14 protein-coding genes and 3 tRNA genes are annotated in these 19,734 nt (G+C 45.3%); 9 read left to right on the top strand and 8 right to left on the bottom strand.

Annotated elements, in window-relative coordinates; all coding sequences use genetic code 11:
• Positions 1-125: 125 nt before the first annotated feature.
• From FM037_RS19035 to FM037_RS19045, 3 genes are all read right to left on the bottom strand, one after another.
• A tRNA-His gene (locus tag FM037_RS19035) sits at positions 126-201 on the bottom strand.
• Positions 202-209: 8 nt separating this feature from the next.
• Positions 210-286 (bottom strand) — tRNA-Arg (locus FM037_RS19040).
• Positions 287-476: 190 nt separating this feature from the next.
• Positions 477-553, bottom strand: a tRNA-Pro gene (locus FM037_RS19045).
• 411 nt (positions 554-964) lie between these two features.
• Between FM037_RS19045 and folD the strand changes: the two genes are divergently transcribed.
• Positions 965-1,825, top strand: coding sequence for a bifunctional methylenetetrahydrofolate dehydrogenase/methenyltetrahydrofolate cyclohydrolase FolD (gene folD, locus FM037_RS19050; RefSeq protein ID WP_144047280.1), 861 nt, complete (start codon positions 965-967; stop codon positions 1,823-1,825).
• 280 nt (positions 1,826-2,105) lie between these two features.
• Here the strand turns inward: folD and cysS are convergent, their stop codons facing one another.
• Positions 2,106-3,485 (bottom strand): cysteine--tRNA ligase, encoded by a 1,380-nt coding sequence (cysS, locus tag FM037_RS19055; RefSeq protein WP_144047281.1) that lies wholly within the window; start codon positions 3,483-3,485, stop codon positions 2,106-2,108.
• A 263-nt stretch (positions 3,486-3,748) separates the two neighbouring features.
• Here cysS and FM037_RS19060 point away from each other — a divergent pair, with 263 nt between their 5' ends.
• Positions 3,749-4,243, top strand: a complete 495-nt coding sequence (locus FM037_RS19060; protein WP_144047282.1) for a peptidylprolyl isomerase — start codon at positions 3,749-3,751, stop codon at positions 4,241-4,243.
• A 9-nt stretch (positions 4,244-4,252) separates the two neighbouring features.
• Entirely contained in the window at positions 4,253-4,987 is a 735-nt protein-coding gene (locus FM037_RS19065) for a UDP-2,3-diacylglucosamine diphosphatase (protein ID WP_144047283.1), read from the top strand.
• Positions 4,988-5,063: 76 nt separating this feature from the next.
• Here FM037_RS19065 and miaE read toward each other — a convergent pair whose 3' ends face one another.
• Entirely contained in the window at positions 5,064-5,852 is a 789-nt protein-coding gene (gene miaE, locus FM037_RS19070) for a tRNA isopentenyl-2-thiomethyl-A-37 hydroxylase MiaE (protein ID WP_144047284.1), read from the bottom strand.
• A 387-nt stretch (positions 5,853-6,239) separates the two neighbouring features.
• On the opposite strand from miaE, the gene FM037_RS19075 reads away from it, so the two are divergent.
• Positions 6,240-6,836 (top strand): Yip1 family protein, encoded by a 597-nt coding sequence (locus tag FM037_RS19075; RefSeq protein ID WP_144047285.1) that lies wholly within the window; start codon positions 6,240-6,242, stop codon positions 6,834-6,836.
• 154 nt (positions 6,837-6,990) lie between these two features.
• Here FM037_RS19075 and glnS read toward each other — a convergent pair whose 3' ends face one another.
• From glnS to FM037_RS19090, 3 genes are all read right to left on the bottom strand, one after another.
• On the bottom strand, positions 6,991-8,661 hold the full coding sequence (gene glnS, locus FM037_RS19080; protein ID WP_144047286.1) for a glutamine--tRNA ligase: 1,671 nt from the start codon (positions 8,659-8,661) through the stop codon (positions 6,991-6,993).
• Between the two features lie 215 nt (positions 8,662-8,876).
• The gene (gene feoB / locus FM037_RS19085) at positions 8,877-11,168 is read right to left on the bottom strand and encodes a Fe(2+) transporter permease subunit FeoB (RefSeq protein WP_144047287.1); all 2,292 of its coding nucleotides are present in this window, start codon (positions 11,166-11,168) and stop codon (positions 8,877-8,879) included.
• The gene (locus FM037_RS19090; RefSeq protein ID WP_144047288.1) at positions 11,161-11,430 is read right to left on the bottom strand and encodes a FeoA family protein; all 270 of its coding nucleotides are present in this window, start codon (positions 11,428-11,430) and stop codon (positions 11,161-11,163) included. Before FM037_RS19090 ends, feoB begins: the two co-directional genes overlap by 8 nt.
• 422 nt (positions 11,431-11,852) lie before the next feature.
• Here FM037_RS19090 and FM037_RS19095 point away from each other — a divergent pair, with 422 nt between their 5' ends.
• The 5 genes from FM037_RS19095 to FM037_RS19115 all read left to right on the top strand — a co-directional run bounded on the left by FM037_RS19095 (position 11,853) and on the right by FM037_RS19115 (position 19,233).
• On the top strand, positions 11,853-12,815 hold the full coding sequence (locus FM037_RS19095) for a DmsE family decaheme c-type cytochrome (RefSeq protein WP_407695668.1): 963 nt from the start codon (positions 11,853-11,855) through the stop codon (positions 12,813-12,815).
• Positions 12,816-12,828: 13 nt separating this feature from the next.
• On the top strand, positions 12,829-14,955 hold the full coding sequence (locus tag FM037_RS19100) for an MtrB/PioB family decaheme-associated outer membrane protein (RefSeq protein ID WP_144047290.1): 2,127 nt from the start codon (positions 12,829-12,831) through the stop codon (positions 14,953-14,955).
• Between the two features lie 90 nt (positions 14,956-15,045).
• Positions 15,046-16,971, top strand: coding sequence for an OmcA/MtrC family decaheme c-type cytochrome (locus FM037_RS19105; RefSeq protein WP_144049044.1), 1,926 nt, complete (start codon positions 15,046-15,048; stop codon positions 16,969-16,971).
• Between the two features lie 103 nt (positions 16,972-17,074).
• A complete protein-coding gene (locus FM037_RS19110) occupies positions 17,075-17,914 on the top strand; it encodes a hypothetical protein (RefSeq protein ID WP_144047291.1) in 840 nt (279 codons plus the stop codon).
• On the top strand, positions 17,902-19,233 hold the full coding sequence (locus tag FM037_RS19115; RefSeq protein WP_144047292.1) for an OmcA/MtrC family decaheme c-type cytochrome: 1,332 nt from the start codon (positions 17,902-17,904) through the stop codon (positions 19,231-19,233). Before FM037_RS19110 ends, FM037_RS19115 begins: the two co-directional genes overlap by 13 nt.
• Positions 19,234-19,734: the final 501 nt, after the last annotated feature.

Here is a 19,734-nt window from a genome sequence, read left to right on the forward strand (position 1 = left end):
ATAGTTGAGAATTATCAAGACGCGACATTATAGCCACGCTTTATCCCAGAGTCGACCTTAAAACACGAATTACAGGCGTAAAAAAAGCGACCTAAGGTCGCTTTTCTACTTTCTTCTGAAAGAAATGGGGTGACTGATGGGGCTCGAACCCACGACAACCGGAATCACAATCCGGGGCTCTACCAACTGAGCTACAATCACCACTGATATGGTGCGCCCGGCAGGATTCGAACCTGCGGCCACCCGCTTAGAAGGCGGGTGCTCTATCCAACTGAGCTACGGGCGCTTCGAAAGTGATAATTCTCACATCCTGAATAAGCGTTGAAAGACGTATCTTTCATTTATCTGCTTGGTGTTCAGATAAATATATAATTGGTCGGCCACTCTCTTTCATAAAGAGTGAGGATTCGAAGCTCTTAGCCTCTGTTCCTATTCGACCTTAAAGCAAGAAGGTTAACAACCTACTTTAATAAATTTGGTCGGTGATAGAGGATTCGAACCTCTGACCCTCTGGTCCCAAACCAGATGCGCTACCGGGCTGCGCTAATCACCGAAAATCAACTTTTACTTTATCTGCAATCAACACCAGAGTTCCTCTGTTCCACTTCTTATCCTAAACAAGGATGCTAAAGCGGCTGCGCTAATCACCGAAGGTCTATCATTTGAAAATTTTAAAGAATGTTTATAATTGGGAGAAACATTCAATCTTCTGCTAACCTCGAGAACAATCTAGCTTCTCGTTGAGAACGGAGCGCATCTTAGCCCCTAGCCTGACATGCGTCAACGGTTTTTTTATAAAGAAAGTGAGCTTGGTTACTTTACAAACTATCGGGTCTAAAACCACTCAAATTATCCGTATTTTAGAACTGATTGTTGTACAGCTTAATAAATGACACTCAAGCCTTGTCCTGTTAAAATGGCGCCGTTTTCATTATCGCGCTCCATTAAAGGATATCCAACCCCAATGACAGCTCAAAGAATCGATGGCAAAGCGATCGCTCAATCCATTCGAACACAGCTAAAAGAAAAAGTAACCGCCCGTAAAGAGGCAGGACAGAGAGCTCCAGGTTTAGCGGTGATCTTAGTCGGCGCAGATCCAGCGTCTCAAGTTTATGTTGGCAGCAAGAGACGCGCCTGCGAAGAGGTCGGATTTCTTTCCCGCTCATATGACTTAGACAGCAGCACGTCTGAAGAGGAGTTGTTGGCGCTAATTGATGAGTGTAATAACGATTCATCTATCGATGGTATATTAGTGCAACTGCCTCTGCCTAAGCATATCGAAGAGTCGAAGGTCATCGAGCGTATCAGACCCGATAAAGATGTTGATGGTTTCCATCCCTATAACGTTGGCCGTCTGGCTCAGCGCATTCCGGTATTGCGTTCATGTACACCTATGGGGATCATGACACTGATTAAGTCTACTGGCGTTGATACCTTCGGTTTAGACGCTATCGTAGTGGGAGCCTCGAACATAGTGGGTCGCCCTATGACACTTGAATTGTTACTCGCGGGTTGTACTACCACCACCTGTCATAGATTCACCCGCAATCTTGAACAAAAAGTCAGACAAGCGGATCTGGTTGTGGTCGCAGTAGGCAAGCCGGGGTTTATTCCTGGAGATTGGATCAAGCCCGGCGCCTTGGTTATCGATGTGGGGATTAACCGTCTTGAAGATGGCAGCTTAGTGGGTGATGTTCAATATGACGTTGCGGCGGAAAATGCCGCTTTCATCACCCCGGTTCCCGGTGGCGTCGGTCCAATGACCATAGCCAGCCTGCTGGAGAACACTTTATATGCCGCCGAGACTTATCACGATAAAGTCTAGATAGATTATAGGCTTGGATATTATTAGGTTCTAGGTTCTAGGTTCTAGGTTCTAGGTTCTAAAAAGCATAAATGTTCTGACTGCCACGGATAGCGGAAATGCCAATAAATGAATGGAACATTTATGGCCAGGCACAGCGAAGGTTTATACCCGTCCTTGGTAAATCTTCATAAATGTTCCAGACATAAATACCACACCTTTCCATCCATGGGGCGTGGCATAAGTGTTCCAGACACAAAAAAGCCTGCATCTGCAGGCTTTTTAATGGGAAAGAGTAATTTCACTTCTTACGCCAGGTGGTGCCACTAGGGCCATCTTCTAAGATAACGCCTAAAGCATTTAAACCATCACGAGCCACATCGGCAGCAGGCCAATCTTTCTCGGCTCTGGCGCGATTACGCTCGACGATCAAGGCCTCTATTTGAGCCACTTCATCATCACTGCCCTCCCCCTTGAAGAAGGTATCGACATCTTGTTCCAGTAGACCTAATACCTCGGCCAGCTCTTTTAACTTAACCCCCAATGCCGACGCTTGTGCGATGTCACTGCCTTTGAGACGGTTAATCTCACGCACCATCTCAAACAGCACCGAATAAGCTTCAGGCGTATTAAAATCGTCATCCATCGCTGCCTTAAACTTAGCGACAAATTCGGAGGCATCTGCAGGCTCAACGCTAAGATCTAAACCTTTAAGTGAAGTATACAAACGCTCGAGTGCAGATTTAGCTTGCTTGAGGTTATCTTCCGAATAATTAAGCTGGCTACGGTAATGACCCGATAACAGGAAGTAGCGAATCGTCGCAGCATCATAGTGCTTAAGCACATCACGTATGGTGAAGAAGTTGTTCAATGACTTAGACATCTTCTCCTTGTCGATCATTACCATGCCAGTGTGCATCCAGTAATTCACATAAGGTGTGTCATGGGCACAGCAAGATTGAGCAATTTCATTCTCATGGTGTGGAAACTGAAGATCTGAACCACCACCATGGATATCGAAGTGTTGACCTAAGTGCTTACTGTTCATTGCCGAACATTCTATATGCCATCCTGGACGACCGGCCCCCCAAGGAGATTCCCAGGTCGGTTCTCCGGGTTTAGACATCTTCCACAACACAAAATCCATAGGATCGCGTTTAGTGTCTTCGACTTCGACGCGAGCACCGGCTTGCAACTGCTCAATATTTTGCCCCGACAGGCGGCCATATTCAGGGAAAGATGACACGCTAAAGAGCACATCGCCATTATCGGATACATAAGCATGTTCCTTCTCGATAAGTTTTTCAACCATATCGATAATTTCAGGCATATGTAGTGTGGCTCTAGGCTCAAAATCTGGGCGTTTCATGTTTAACGCATCGAAATCACGATGCATTTCACCAATTAAACGCTCAGTCAAAGATTCACAACTTTCGTTATTCTCAGCCGCGCGCTTGATGATCTTGTCATCTACATCGGTAATGTTTCGCTGAAAATTCACCTCATAGCCTGAGTATCTCAGATACCTGACAATCATATCGAAAGAGACAAAAGTTCGACCGTGACCGATATGACATAAGTCATAGATGGTGATCCCACACACATACATGCCAATTTTTCCTGGCTGTAATGGTTTGAATTCCTCTTTTTGGCGGGTCAGACTATTGTATAACTTCAACATCGCTACTCTCTTCAACGAAAAAACAATAAAAATTAGCTAGACAGTTTAACATCGCCCCCATGTTGCTTCCATCAGTTTTACGTGACTCTCACCATGAAACCCGGCTTTTTATCAAGTATATGGACGAGTTTTATCCTCACACGCTCTGACAATCAAATTTTTATTCTCTTAAGCAAATTAGCGACTAGCTCTTTATGCGAAATGGCAATTACGATAGAATCCTGCCACAATTTCTTATTGCTAAATTTAGTGAGAATCAAATCATGATCACTCTTCATACCAACCATGGTGAAATCACCCTGGAACTAGAGACAGAAAAAGCACAGTTAACTGCCGAAAACTTTATCAAGTATGCTAAAGATGGCTTCTATGACGGTACGGTATTCCACCGCGTTATCGATGGTTTCATGGTTCAAGGTGGTGGCTTCACTGAAGATATGGAGCAGAAGCCTTGCGGTGAAACCATCCAGAACGAAGCAAACAATGGTTTGTCGAACGTGATAGGCACTGTGGCTATGGCCAGAACATCGGATCCCCATTCGGCAACGGCTCAGTTCTTCATCAACATCAATGACAATACCTTCCTGGATTTCAAATCAGAGACAGCACAGGGCTGGGGTTACTGCGTATTTGCCAAGATCAGTGCCGGCATGGACGTGGTCAACAAGATTAAAGCGGTAAACACAGGTAACAAGGGCATGCATCAAGATGTGCCTCTAGAAGCTGTAATTATCGAGAAAGTGACCATTGCCGAATAAATCAGCTTAATGCGCACACTTTTTATAGGCGATCTGCATCTATCTGCAGATCGCCCTGATATTACACTCGCCTTCAATCAGTTTCTCGATACCCAACTCGATGATGCCGAAGCGCTCTATATACTTGGCGACCTATTTGAAGTCTGGACAGGCGATGATATTGCCGAGCCCTTCGCTAATGAGTTAGCCGATAAACTCCATGGCATCTCACAAAACCTGCCTATCTATTATATCCATGGAAATCGAGATTTTCTGATTGGTAATCAATTTGCAACACGATCTGGCATAACCTTATTGCCAGAACTCCATAGCCTTAATCTATATGGCATTGCTACTGTGCTCCTTCATGGCGATAGCCTATGCACACTCGATAAGGGCTACCAAAGATTCAGACGCTTCAGAAATAACTCAGTGGTTAAGTGGATCTATTCACGCCTTCCTAAGCGCACTCGCCAAAATATTGCAACCAAGATACGTGCAAAGAGTCAGGCGAGTAATATGAATAAAAGCTACACCATCATGGATGTAGAGAAAGATGCCGTTACTCAACTAATGAATAGTTGCGGCGCAACACAGATGATCCATGGCCATACCCATAGACCCGATATTCATTATTTAGGTAAAAATCAGGCTGGAATTGAGAATCTTCGAATTGTGGTCGGTGACTGGTACGAACAAGGCAGCGTGCTTAGCGTGTCGAAAGATAATCTAGCCTTAACCAGCCTGCCCTTTCAAGCCCAGTAATGACTTCGTTAAGTCTTTACTGGCTCTCTCCCCTACAAAAACCGCCCCCAATAGTTCGAAACAGATTCAAAAGGTATTAGGTCACTGGTGCGCCAGAGTGAAATTTAAACTCAGGATCGACAGATAAAATTAGCTCAGCTTCAGTCTGGCGGATAACGGCTATTCGCTCACTCACAGGCACACTCTTCTTAGTCATAGCATTGGCCTGAATCAGTTCCGCTAGCACCAGGTAATCTTGATAATGTCTCGCTTCTGAGCGTAACAGAGAAACATAGAACCGGTTGAGTTCATCGTCTAAAAAGGGCGCCAGTTTTGCGAAGCGCTCACAGGATCTAGCCTCAATAAAGGCGCCTATGATGAGCTTATCGACTAAGGCTGCTGGCTCATGTGTCCTGACTTGCTTCATCATGCCTTTGGCATAACGACCCGCTGTCATGTTCTGGTAAGGGATATTTCGTGCTTGCATAATCTCTAACACCTGCTCGAAATGATGAAACTCCTCTTTGATAAGACGAACCATCTTACTTATCAGTTCGGAGCCATGATCGAAGCCGGGTTTAGCGACTAGCTCCCCGGAAAAATCATTTTTTTTACTGTCACGAGATAAAAAGGCGTCTATGTCTCTGTCTTTTTGATAGATAAATTCTTCATAGGGTTTTGCCCATTGAAGTAACAATTTGCCACTGTCTTTATCGATTGCATATTTCCGAATAAGAAACATGGCCGTCTGCGCCGCTTTTAATTCACAGTTACAGTGATCGATAAGTAACTCAGGTAGACTTTCCGGCTTTTTAGCCACTTCAATCCAGGCATCTGGTGTTTCACATCCTAAAAAATCATGGATCGGGGCTAACAATTGCTGCATGGACTCTGTTCTCGAAGTAAATAAATGTCATCTTTATGGGTGCATTATTCTAGCATCGACTCGGGTAGGCAGAGGGATCAATTTAATCGTTATTTCTTATCCTGAATTATTAATCCAGAAGTTTGAACTCGATCAAACAAACAGGAATACAAACTTAGAAACAAATAATTAACAAATGAGGTAAGTTCAGCTTGACTAAGAGCCTGTTTTGTTCAATAAATAAACTTACACCATGCAATTATTGGAAATATGAGCTAGACATTAGTGAGAGCATTGATTGGCATTGGGTATCGTGAGCCGTAAGGTCTTTGGGAATTAGACCAATAGGCATGTAGGCTCGTCTGAAGTTTGGCGAGCAAAAGTTAAAGCTAAACAAGGATAATTATAATGATATTGAATCACTTAATGGGACTCTACACACATCCAAAAGAAGAATGGCACACAATTGAGCAGAATCATGAAGCACTCAAGAGCAGTCTGAGCCACATATTGCTCATTGCACTCATTCCAGTGATCTGTACCTTCATCGCAGCTACTGAACTGGGATGGGACTTAGGTGTTGGCGATCGACTCTTTCTAACACAAGAAAGTGCACTATTGATGTCCGGAGGCATGTATTTTGGACTCATTGCCGGTGTGTTTGCACTCGCTTATCTGGCTTTTTGGATGGCAAAGACGTTCGATGCAGATCCTAGCTATACTCAAGCACTGGAACTCGCATCTTACACGGCAACCCCATTATTTATGGTGGGGCTCGCCGCATTGTATCCCGCTATTTGGTTTGTGATGGTCGTCGGCTTCTTCGGACTCGCCTACTCAGTTTATCTGCTCTATACCGGTGTCCCTATTATCATGAATATTCCTGAAGAAAAAGGCTTCATCTATGCCAGCTCAGTGGTCACTGCTGGCCTGGTACTGCTGGTCGCCTTGATGGCATCGAGCGTTATCCTCTGGAGTATGGGTTTTGGCCCTATGTATCAATAGAATCTAGGAATCTAGGAATCTAGGAATCTAGGAATCTAGGAATCTAGGAATCTAGGAATCTAGGAATCTAGGAATCTAGGAATCTAGGACAACAAAAAAGGCTTTAGGGTTTCCCCTAAAGCCTTTTTAATACATCAATTTTTATATCAACTAACTACTGTGAAGAATCTCGCAGCGCTACCGTCAGGTTGAAGACTAAGCTGTCTGGCGTTGAATCTTTGCTATCTGCACAGAAATATCCTTCACGCTCAAACTGATAGGCTTTTTCCGCTGCAGCATTCACAAGACCCGCTTCGACTAGACCTTGCTTCACCACAAGAGAATCAGGATTTAATACATCCTCTACTGTTTCAGCCCCTGCAGGGTTAGCATCGATAAATAATCGATTGTAGAGACGGAACTCGGCAGGCTTAGCACTGCTCGCTTCAACCCAGTGAATAACACCTTTCACTTTACGGCCATCAGATGGGTTTACACCTAATGTCTCATCATCATAGGTACAGTAGATAGTGGTGATGTTACCTTCTGCATCCTTGTCACAGCGCTCAGCTTTAATGACATATGCGTTACGAAGGCGCACTTCTTTACCTTGTACAAGACGCTTATACTTCTTATTGGCTTCTTCACGAAAATCATCGGCATCGATAAACAGCTCGCGGCCAAATGTTATCTCACGCTTACCAAACTCATCTTTACTCGGATGAATGGGTGCATGAAGAGTCTCAACTTGCCCTTGCGGATAGTTTTCGATAATCACCTTAACCGGATTGATCACCGCCATGGCGCGGGGAGCATTATCGTTTAACTCTTCACGAATACAGGCATCTAACATGGCCACTTCAACCATATTATCTTGCTTAGTCACGCCAATGCGCAGACAAAACTCACGAATAGAGGCGGCGGTATAACCACGACGGCGAAGTCCTGCGAGAGTAGGCATGCGGGGGTCGTCCCAGCCATGTACCAGCTCACGGGTAACCAAGTCATTTAGCTTACGCTTAGACATCAAGGTGTATTCAAGATTAAGTCTGGAGAACTCATATTGACGAGTTCTGTTAGGCGCCTGAAAATCATCTAAATGATCCAGTACCCAGTCGTACAGACGACGGTTGTCTTGAAACTCTAATGTACATAAAGAGTGACTGATGTTCTCGATGGCATCCGAGATACAGTGGGTAAAATCGTACATAGGGTAGATGCACCACTTATCACCCGTTTGATGGTGATGAGCGAAACGAATGCGGTAGATGATAGGGTCGCGCATACACATGAAAGACGATGCCATATCTATCTTAGCTCTGAGTGAACATTCACCCTCTTTGAACTCACCCCTACGCATCTTCTCAAACAACTCAAGGTTCTCAGCCGCTGAAGACTCACGATAAGGACTGTTCTTACCCGGTGCTTTCAATGTACCGCGATACTCACGAGTCTCTTCACTGTTTAGGAAGCAGACATAAGCTAAGCCCTTAGTGATCAGCTCAACAGCATAGCCGTGTAGCTGATCGAAGTAATTAGACGAGTAGCGAATATCTCCAGACCACTCGAAACCCAACCACTTCACATCGTCCTGAATCGAATGAACATAATCGATATCTTCTTTTTCAGGATTGGTATCATCAAAACGTAAGTTACATTGGCCCTTGTAATCCTTTGCTATACCGAAGTTTAAGCAGATAGATTTAGCATGACCAATATGAAGAAAGCCATTAGGCTCAGGTGGAAAACGTGTATGCACGCTGGTGTGCTTACCGCTTTCAAGGTCTTCATCTATGATGTTACGAATGAAGTTACTGGGACGAACTTCGCTGTCCACATGGCTCATGTGATTCCTCTTAGAGAACGCTGGCCAACCATTAGCCTGCTTGTATATACAATTAGCTTTATGGGATGGCATATTTTGATGTAATTGGAAAGATAATCTACTATCTCAGTGCCAGATACAACGCCTGATAGCAAAAAACAGCAACAAAAAACCATATAATAAAAAAGCAGCGAATAAACGCTGCTTTTTTATTATATTCGACTACGACTTGCTTGTTATGTGATCACTTTTACATCTAATGTGACCATCTCAGTCCGTTTGGCTTTCACCTTCAACCAAATATAGAAAATAGCCAGCGCACTGATAAAGAAACCAATCCACAGACTCGATGAAAGCGGGTGCTCCCCGAACGTCGCCGCCTGATAGAAGACAGTCGCCGTGCCGTAAGCTAAGGCAAAAGTCCAAACCCCGGCAAATGCAGCCCAACGCCCACCAAACTCTCCCACTAACGCGCCCATCGCCGCGACACAGGGTGTATAGAGTAAGATAAACAACAAATAGGCAAAGGCTGCCGTGATCCCAGAGAAACCCGCCTGAAGCGCGGTGAAGGTCGAAGTATCCACCTCTAACTCTTCCGATGCAGCTTCCACCGAAGACACATCACCCACAGAGATCGACAAGGGATCATCGAGTGCGATACCGAACAAGTTTTCCGGAATAGTACTCAAGGCTTGTTTGAGTGTTTCAGAGAACGGTGCAAGCTCTTTGTCACCCGAGCCAGCTGTGCTATACAAGCTGTTAAGAGTCCCGACTACCGCTTCTTTGGCAAATATCCCGGTGATAATCCCCACAGTGGCAGGCCAGTTATCTTGCTCCACTCCCATTGGGCCGAAAAATGGCGTCACTTTCTGGCTGGCAACGCTGAGCACGGACTCTGAGCTATCTTCATGGCCAAAGGTACCATCTACGCCTATGGCGTTGACGAAGTTAAGCAAGGTCACCACGATAACGATAGTCTTGCCCGCACCAAGAATGAAACTCTTGGTGCGTTTACCTGTACGGTTCATTACCGTCTTAAATTTGGGTTTCTCGTAACTCGGTAACTCCATCACCACAGCACTGCTGCTGCCAGGAAGCAAGGTCGAGCGCAAGAGTAAACCAGTCCCTACCGCGGCTAATATTCCTATGATATAGAGTAAAAACACCAGGTTCTGTCCCGACTCAGGAAAAAAGGCGGCGGCAAACAGCGCATACACAGGAAGCCGTGCACCGCAGGACATAAACGGCGCCATCATACCTGTTACTATGCGCTCACGTTCACTGCCTAAGGTACGTGTGGCCATGATAGCGGGTACCGAACAGCCAAAGCCCACTATCATAGGCACGAAAGCTTTACCCGGCAGACCGATGCGACGCATAAGGCCATCGACAACAAACGCCGCACGAGCCATATAGCCCGAGCCTTCGAGCACTGACAGCGCTAAAAACAGCGCGGCGATGACAGGAATAAAGGTCGCTACCGTCTGAATACCTTGTCCAATACCACCAGCAATGATAGTAACTAACCAAGCCGGCGAACCAAGACTCGCCATCAATGCACCTAAGTGATCGACGAAGATAGCGCCAGCGGTAATATCGAAAAAATCGATAAACGCGCTACCCACATTGATACTGAACATGAACATCAGATACATAACAAACAGAAATACTGGCACGCCGGCCACCGGGTGAAGAATCACCTTATCTAGTTTGTCACTCAGGGTTTCACTGCCATCCGATGATACAGAAGAGTCATAGACACTTTGGACAAAGTCGAAACGTGTGGTGGCCACCATAACTTCTATATCTTGGCCCTGCCTGGAAATCGATTCAGAGCACTCATTAACCTCATCGTGCATCTGGCCATTCTTGCACTGACCACACCCTATTCCATTGGCCAACATGGCGAGCGCGCGGCCACGGCTTAGGCTTGTATCACTGGACAATAAACTGGTGACGCCTGTCTCAATTCGAGCGTCATAATTGAGAATCAAGGCTTTCTCGGACACCTTGCCCTCGAACAAAATCACAACTTGCGCCTTCACTTTCTCGATATCGGCCTCATCCCGTGAGCAAACACCCACAACCGGACAACCTAAGGTTTTGCTCATCTGCTCAACATCGACTTCGATGCCGTGGCTCTTGGCCGCATCTATCTTGTTGAGCACGACAATCATAGGTATGCCAAGCTCACGCAGCTGAATCGTTAGATACAGATGTCGCTCAATATTGGTCGCATCGACGAGATTGATAATACCGTCTATCTGTTGCTCGGCAAGAAACTGCTGTGCTATCTGCTCATCTAACGAGCAATCACAGCTTTTACCGGCAGGCAGTAGATCATAGATACCAGGAAGGTCGGTTAGAGAAACATCGGTACCATTTAGGGTAAATAAGCCTGTTTTCTTCTCTACTGTGACCCCAGACCAGTTACCAACCTGTTGATTGGCACCCGTGAGTGCATTAAAAAGTGTCGATTTACCCGCGTTAGGATTACCGACAGTCACACAATGAAACTGCTTAGCCATTCGTTAGTACCGCCTTAACTGTATCTGCTCTAACTATCTCTACATCAATAATGTCGGCAAGGTCACGACGCATACATAATCGACTGCCTCGAATATCGAGCAAAAGCCCAGATCCCATCGGAGCCTTACGGATCATGAAGAATGACGTGTTTGGGGTGATCCCCATGGAAAGTAATTTTCGTTTAACCACAGATGGCAAACTCAACTGGCCAACCTCTGAAATCGTGGCGTGATCGCCAGGGTTTAAATCGCTTAATTTCATTATGCTTTTATACCTTTTAACAGGTCTCAATAATTCTTAAACTCGAACTAATTTTAACGGAGGAACAAGAAGAATAACTTTACCTAGATCAACTTTTCGCATTGGGAACGATAATAGTTTTCAATTGTATTCTATATTATGTGACAAAAGTCCCAACTAATAAATGATTGTAATCAAATAAATCCAACTACAAGCTAATACGAATAATTATCAATTACTTAGTTATTGAGCTTATTAATCGCACCCTACAGTGATCGAGATCACATTTTAGATTTTCCCTTCATAATCATCACTCTTTACCGGACGAAATCACCGCGAATGTGACTCAAATGTAATGGACATGCTCTATAGTTATGTATTAGTAAATTAGATAATTACTAATATAACAATTATTAGCAAAATAGCGCTCAGGATGTGTGATGATGAACATGGGATCTGCTTGGACAAAAAGCAAGGCCTTACCTTGCCTGTTATTTTTATTAACAGTATTTAGTTTACATCTAGCGGCTGCTCCTTGGGATGATAAAGACCCTGCCGAAGTAGAAACGATTCTCGACCAAAAATTTGCCGAAGGTAAATACTCCTCAAAAGGCGCTGATACTTGCCTAATGTGTCACAGAAAGAGTGCCAAGGTGATGGCGCTGTTTGACGGTGTACACGGTAATACCAGCGTCAAGGGCTCTCCGATGGCCGATCTGCAGTGCGAAGCCTGCCATGGTCCATTAGGCAAACACAACCGAGGCGGCAAAGAGCCAATGATCACCTTCGGTGCTAACTCACCAGTTCCGGCCCAAAAACAAAATAGTGTCTGCATGAGCTGTCATAATGATGACAAGCGTATGGCTTGGAGTGGTAATCACCACGACAACGCCGATGTCAGTTGTGCCAGTTGTCACTCGATCCACACCGGACACGACCCAATCAGTGATCGTAAAACAGAAGTCGAAGTTTGTACTTCATGTCACACCCAACAGAAAGCCGACATCCATAAGCGCTCTTCTCACCCGCTGAAATGGCAACAGATGGTGTGTAGTGATTGTCATAACCCCCATGGAAGTTTAAGTGACTCTAGCCTCAAGCAGATGAGTGTGAATGAAAACTGCTATTCATGTCATGCAGAGAAACGCGGTCCAAAGCTGTGGGAACATTCACCTGTCACGGATAACTGCGCCAATTGCCATAACCCTCATGGCAGCGTGAATGAAGCCATGCTTATCAGTAAGCCACCTCAGCTCTGTCAGAGTTGCCACGCTTCTGATGGACACACATCGAACGCTGTTTTCGCTAATCAGAAGAATGCCTTCAATGCGGGGCAATCCTGTATGAACTGCCATAGCCAAGTACACGGCTCTAATCATCCATCCGGTAAGCTACTGCAGCGTTAAGAGGGAATAGATAATGAAAACACATATTATGAATACCCTAGCGCAACACACGATAAAAATGAGCTTAGTTGCCATCGCCATGACGAGTGTTTTTTCCCCCGCAATAGCCGATGGGTACGGCCTAGCACAAGTTAATCGTACCAGTTTAAAACTTGAGAAGTGGCAATGTAAGCGTTGCAAGGTTTCAACTGACACCCAAGGGAGTATCGGCGTAGGACTTGCCTATAATGATGGCTCAGATCCTCGGTTCGGTAATACTTCTGGAACAGACAAAGACGGACTCGTCGGCCACTTAGATGCCGATGTGACGTTAAAAGGCGAATCAGGCTATCGCACCGAAATTGCAGCGAACAAGCTAGGTTATGACAACGGCAGTGCAACGCTGACCACCGGCAAGCCCGGGCAATATGAAGTCGCTTTCGGATATCAAGGTATCGCTAATTACGATACTAACAGGGCTCTGACACCTTATATGGTTAACAGTGATGCCATGCTTCTCCCCGAAGACTGGCAAACTGGTGCCACTACTGGACAAATGATTTCGCTAATCGATAGCGTCAGGCAAGCTGAGCTTATGACCCAGCGTGATAGCCTGACCCTAGATGCACATTATAAAGGTGATTTCTATAAAGCTGAGCTGGATTACCAGCACCAAGAGCGCTCAGGACAAGGTGCCTTTAGTGGTAACTTATTAACAAACAGTGCCATGTTGGCACAACCTATCGATGACTCCATCGATAATCTAGGCGCAAAAATCTACTTCAATGGCGATGGTTGGCTTGCGGGCATAGATACCATGCTTAGCCGCTATAATAACGATCATGATGCAATAAGCTGGGATTCAGCATTTAGCCCAACCTTTGGTGCGGCTTATTCGGGTCAAAGTGCTACGACACCAGATAACAAGGCCTACCGAATAGCGGGCAATGCGCAATTTAGCGACAATGGCCAACAAATTTTAATGCACACAGGTTTCAGTCGCTTCACCCAAGAACAAACATTCCTACCCGCTACAATTAACGGCCCTTCTCCTGACTTACCTTCAGCGAATTTAAATGGTCAAGTCGATATGATTGAGATGACCATTAAGTATTCGGGGCGCATAACCCGTGAATTAAGCTTACGTGCCAGTTACGACTACAAAGACAGGGATAATAAAACTGAAGTGAATGACTACCCTCAGGTGATCACCGACAGTTATTTTAGCGGGGCAGCAACAAATCCTGAATATGATCGCACACGTCAAAAGGCCAAGCTTGCCGCTAAATACAGATTTAGCCGTAATGTCTATCTCGATGTGGGTTATGAATATGATCATAACAATTATAGTGATTTGGACAGAGAAACCATACACGAGTCCAGCCTATATGGACGCTTGAGCTACCGACCTTCTCACGCTTGGTCATTTGGGTTTAAAGCAAAAGCGCAAGATAGAAGCGGTAGTGAATACAAGCCGGTCAGTAGAACTGATAGTCCCAGCAATCCATTACTGAGAAAAACCTACCTTGCAGATAGAGAACATCAGGAATATAAACTCTCGGCAAATTACACTGGCTCTGCATCTTTCTCTGCCTCAGCGAATCTACATTTAAGCCAACAAGATTATACCGATACCCAGATAGGCTTAACCGATGTCGACACTTCCGGTTATGACATTTCTGGCCAATACCTGATCGATGAAGACCTCAGTTTCAACGTTTTTCTCAATCAGGACTGGCGTGATAGCGAGCAAGCCGGCAGCAGCAATTTCAGTGCTCCTAACTGGTACGCAACTGCTGATGAGCAATCCACTATCGTAGGCCTTGGGATGCTGTATCAAAACCTATTGGATAAGCAGTTATCTCTGGGGGTCGACTACAACTATTCAGATGGCCAAAGCGATACCGAGGTCACCCAAGGCTTGGCAACCCCTTACGGCGCATACTTCTCCACCAGCCATAATGTGAATGCATTCGCCGATTACCAAATGAGTGAATCAATAGGTATACGCTTTGACTGGATTTTTGAACAGTACCAAGATGCCGATTGGAGTAACCAAGGGATAAGCGTCGACTCCATCCCAAATGTATTGATATTTGGTGATCTCAGCCATGACTACAATGCGCATTACTTCGGGGTGACATTGAGCTACCAGCTATAAACATTAGCGATAAACATCAGATTTAAACGACTTATTAATAGCACGTTTTTTGGGAAAGTCAGTGTGTGAGCATGTTCCAAGGAAGAGATGATGAAACTAATTACAAATCTAATATGTGTATTTGACATGAAAAATGCAGCACCGCTTATCCTTGCTTTACTGTTAACGGCTTGTGGTGGTGATGACGGTGAGCCCGGTAACCCAGGAGAACCCGGCGGTCCTCCTGCTACCGATATATCTTCACTTAACGTCGAGGTTAATGAAGTCATTTTTACTCATGGCGTAGCCACGGTGAATTACAGCGTCAACAACCAAGACGATGAGCCCATCGTCGGCATACCTAGCTCAACGTATATTGCAGCTCAGCTTCTTCCCCAAGGTTTTACCAATGCCGGAAACAGCAGTCAGTGGCAATACTTTACCTCTGAGAGCTGCACAAGCAGCTGTACAGGCGAGTTTGTCGATCACAAGAATGGAAAGTATTCCTATACTTTCAGTGCTGCTTTCGATGGCATGAATGAGATGAGCTATTTGCCAGGAGCCACCCAACGCATAGTCATTAAGATTGGCGGAGATAGCTTACCTGACGGAACAGCATTACCAACAACTAACCAAAATTTCGATTGGCAAGATTCAGGTGAAGCCGCCTACACTCGTAATTTGATCACCATGGAGACGTGTAACACCTGTCACAAGGATCTCGCTTTTCACGGTAGTAAGTACAACGAAGTCGAAACTTGCGTGACCTGTCATAGTGAAGGAAAAGTGAGTAGCAATGACAATATCTTCCCGCAGATGATACACGGTAAACATTTAACCGGCTTCCCAGGCTCCTTGGCAGATTGTCAGACTTGTCATGCCAATGATGAAACATTGACTGAAAATATGAACTGGGCCCGTGTGCCAGGTATGGAGGCATGTGGTTCATGTCATACCGATATCAACTTTCCTGCAGGTGAAGGGCATCCAGCCCAAGTCGATAACAGCAATTGTGTGGCTTGTCATAATCCCGATTGGACCATGAGTGTACATAATGATGGTGGTAACGATGAGGCATTAGCACAATTTAATGCCCAAATAACCGTTGCTAGCCTCTCAGGCACGACTGTCACTTTTTCACTAAGACTCTCTAACCCTGTCACTGGGGAGGTTTACACAGATAGCGCTGATAAACTTAACTTTGTGGCTGATTTACGCGTAGTAGCTAACTGGGGAACAAGCTTTGATTATGCCACTCGTTCGGCAAAATCAATCAAGTTACAAGAAATACCGCCAAAGTCAGGCAGTGCAGGTATCTACACTTATGACATTACTGACCTAACAGTTCCATCGGGAAGCGAATCAGACCACGGAACCTTAGCTATTCAAGGTAAACTTTGTAGCTCAGAAGGAATGCTTGGTGATTGCGCCAATGAACAATTTTCAAGCGTTAATATAAAATCCAGCCATCAATTCTTCTCAATCGCTTCTATATCGGATGAAGGCAGACGAATTGTTGTCACTAATACTACCTGCGGAAGCTGTCATGGCGATCAAGCCCTCAATTTTCATGGTTCTCGTAACGACCTGGAGCAACAATGTCAGTTATGTCATAACAATAATATGATGGCTGATGCCAGTGCTGTTAATCCCTCGATTGCAACCGCAGACTTTAAGCATCTTATTCACGGTTTACATAGCTCACAACGTGAAGGTTTTGAAGATCTTAATTATCCAGGTCAAATAGGTGATTGTGCTCAATGCCATACCAGTAACGATACAGGAACCCTAACTGCAGCACTGCCGCTGAGTAACGCTGTACAACCCCTTTCAATTGACAATGGCACATTCACCAGTGCTACCGCTGCAATATGTAGCGACTGTCACTCCAGTACAAATGCCGCAAATCATATGACTCAGCAAGGCGCTGTATTTATGGGGACCGAGGAAGATGCAACTTCTGGTACAGAGAGCTGTGCAACCTGTCATGGACAAGGGGCTACAGCGGACGTACTGACAGTCCATCCAATAAAGTAGCAATACAGAATGAATACAAAGAGTGAGGCACTCAATAAACTCTGTCAGATAAAAGAGTGAGTGCCTCAACCCGAGATGATGTATAGATAATGGAACGCAACTTATGGATATCAAAAGAAAAGGTTCGAAGCTAAGCGTTATCGCACTGACCTGCTCTGCCCTACTACTAGGCTGTGGAAGTGATGGTAAAGACGGTGAAGATGGACAAGACGGAGAAGTCGGCTTCTCAGTTAGCCAAGCCAATGAGCTAGTCACTAACATTAGTGCAGTCGACATTGTGGATGGTGTAGTGACAGTCAGCTTCAGTGTTGAAAATGCCAATGGTGTCGCCATCACAGACTTTGATACCTATGAAGGCGTCGACACATTAGGCATGGGGATAGCCAAGCTGCTTCCTCAAAGCGGCAAAGGTTATAAAACACCCCAGTGGATCAACTATATCAATAATATGGTCGAACCGGTTTCCGAGAATATTCCCGCCGGATATGAAGAGATGGCAGGGCCTCAGATCCAGCCATCTCTTGAGGGAAGTTGTAAACAAGAGTGTGTCGAGAAGATTTCTGCGGGTGAATATACCTATACCTTCCAGCTCAACCTCAGTGCAGTTGAATCTGTAGGTGATTTAGACCTGACGTTTGATACTAGCCTAACTCATAGGGTCACCATGGAGATGCGCGCCGATGGCGACATCAAGAAGCTGGTTAATACCCATTATGACTTTTTACCTTCATCGGGTGAGATGGTCAGTGCAGAGGACACGCGCACGGTCGAGTTTTTAGAAGACTCCTGTTTGCGCTGTCACAGTGATAATTATGGTCACGCCTGGGCACCAAAGCTCATCATGCATGGTTCAAAACGTTACGCCATCGAAAATTGTCAAATGTGCCATACCAGCTACGCGGGCGATCCAGAAACGGGGCCCCTATCGATATGGGCTACATGATTCATAAGATCCACAAGTCCGAGTATTTTATGGTGGGCTATGGCGGTAGTGTCCATGACTACCAAGATGTCACCTTCCCTGCCGATATATACGATTGCCGCACTTGCCATATCGAAGGCGAAACGGCGCCAGCCGATGCTGCAAACTTTAAACATCACAGAGCACTCGCTTGTGGTTCATGTCATTCCGATTCAAGCGATCCCGCAGTAATAAAATCTGAAATGCATGATAAGTATCAACCCGACTATGCTTGTAGCACCTGTCATGCCGAGCAAGGCCAGGAAGGTGCAGGCCATCATATGACCGATGCGATAGCAAAAGATAATGCCAAAAACAGCTACTCGGCTAGCTTAGTGCCAGGGTCAGTGTCGATAGCAACGGATATGATTAGCTTCGATGTAGAATTCAAAGATAGCTCACTAACGACCACCGTAATGAGTCCCGATGCCGATGCCCGTATCTCATTGAGCAATCTCTATTTTGGCTTTGGTAATGACATAGACTTTGGCTCAGGAACACAAAAAATAGACTTACGCTCAATGACTCCGACATCGGTCAGTAATGGGGTATATCGATATACAAGTGCAACCTCGTTAACGCCTGATGAAAGCCAAGCAGCCACTGGTGTTGTCTCTACTAAGATGTGCGTCGATAGAGACAGTCTAATGGGGGTAAATTGCGGCACAGGAACCCATGAGTCTATAAACCCAGCAGTGATCACCGGTGAGCTTGTCGCGTTCAATCTCAATGGTGATACTAGCGTGATGGCCAAAAGAGTGGTTGTCAGTAACGACACCTGTGCCAATTGCCATGATGAGAAGTTTATCGGTAAGTTTGGCATCGGCTTCAAACACAGCGGCAGTTACAGCAACTTCGAGGGTGAGTGTCAGATGTGTCATAACCCCACTCGTTCAGGCGCTGACTCGAAATCGATTATCGATCATATCGACTTTAAAGTCCGCATTCATGCACACCATGCCAGCAAGCGATCGACTCAAGATCCTGTGACCTTCCCTGAGCATTATGGCAACTGTGCAGTCTGTCATGATAAGGGCCAGCTAAAGATGGATGGCTTGAGCGCTATGGTCGCGACACCTTCAACGGACTCAGTACTTGGAGCTGTTGAATTCTCACCTATCGCGGCAACCTGTGTCAGTTGTCACGGCGTAAAAGACTCTTTAGTGGCGCATATACGGGCTAATGGCGGCGCAGCTAACGACACCAGAGGGAGTTATGTGCCTGGCAGTGAAAGCTGCGCAACTTGTCACGCCGAAGGTAAAACTAATGGCGTCGATGCGGTTCATCCAACTCAGTATTAGATACATTTAGCTACGAGCTACGAGCTACGAGCTACGAGCTACGAGCTACGAAAATAGTTTAATTGAGCAATCTGAAGCAGGAAGTAAACCTTCCTGCTTTTTATATCTAAAAAGTAATACTCTAACATTCACTATTTAGATACCTGACATCTCAGGCTAAGAACACCACCCAATAGCAACGAAATATCAAATAACCCACACTAAACCTCTGATAAATATTTAGCCTCTTCCACGAGTGTTTAGCTTATCCGATCCTTAAGAACGGCTGAAAACCCCCCTTTCACCTACCCCTAAAGAAATAGTCAGACATAGTTCACATAAACTAGCTAAAACAACTGCTAAAAATTCGCTGCTTAGTTAGCCTTACCAAGGGAAATAAATTCCACACACTAAGTTGCTGTTTAACAACAAGTTGATAATGAGAATTACTCTTATATATCGCAAAGCTTATAAAGCAAACGCTTAAATAGTGACTCAGTGATGATTAAAACTATTGCAGGG

It is taken from the genome of Shewanella psychropiezotolerans (genome assembly GCF_007197555.1).
Lineage (GTDB): Bacteria > Pseudomonadota > Gammaproteobacteria > Enterobacterales > Shewanellaceae > Shewanella > Shewanella psychropiezotolerans.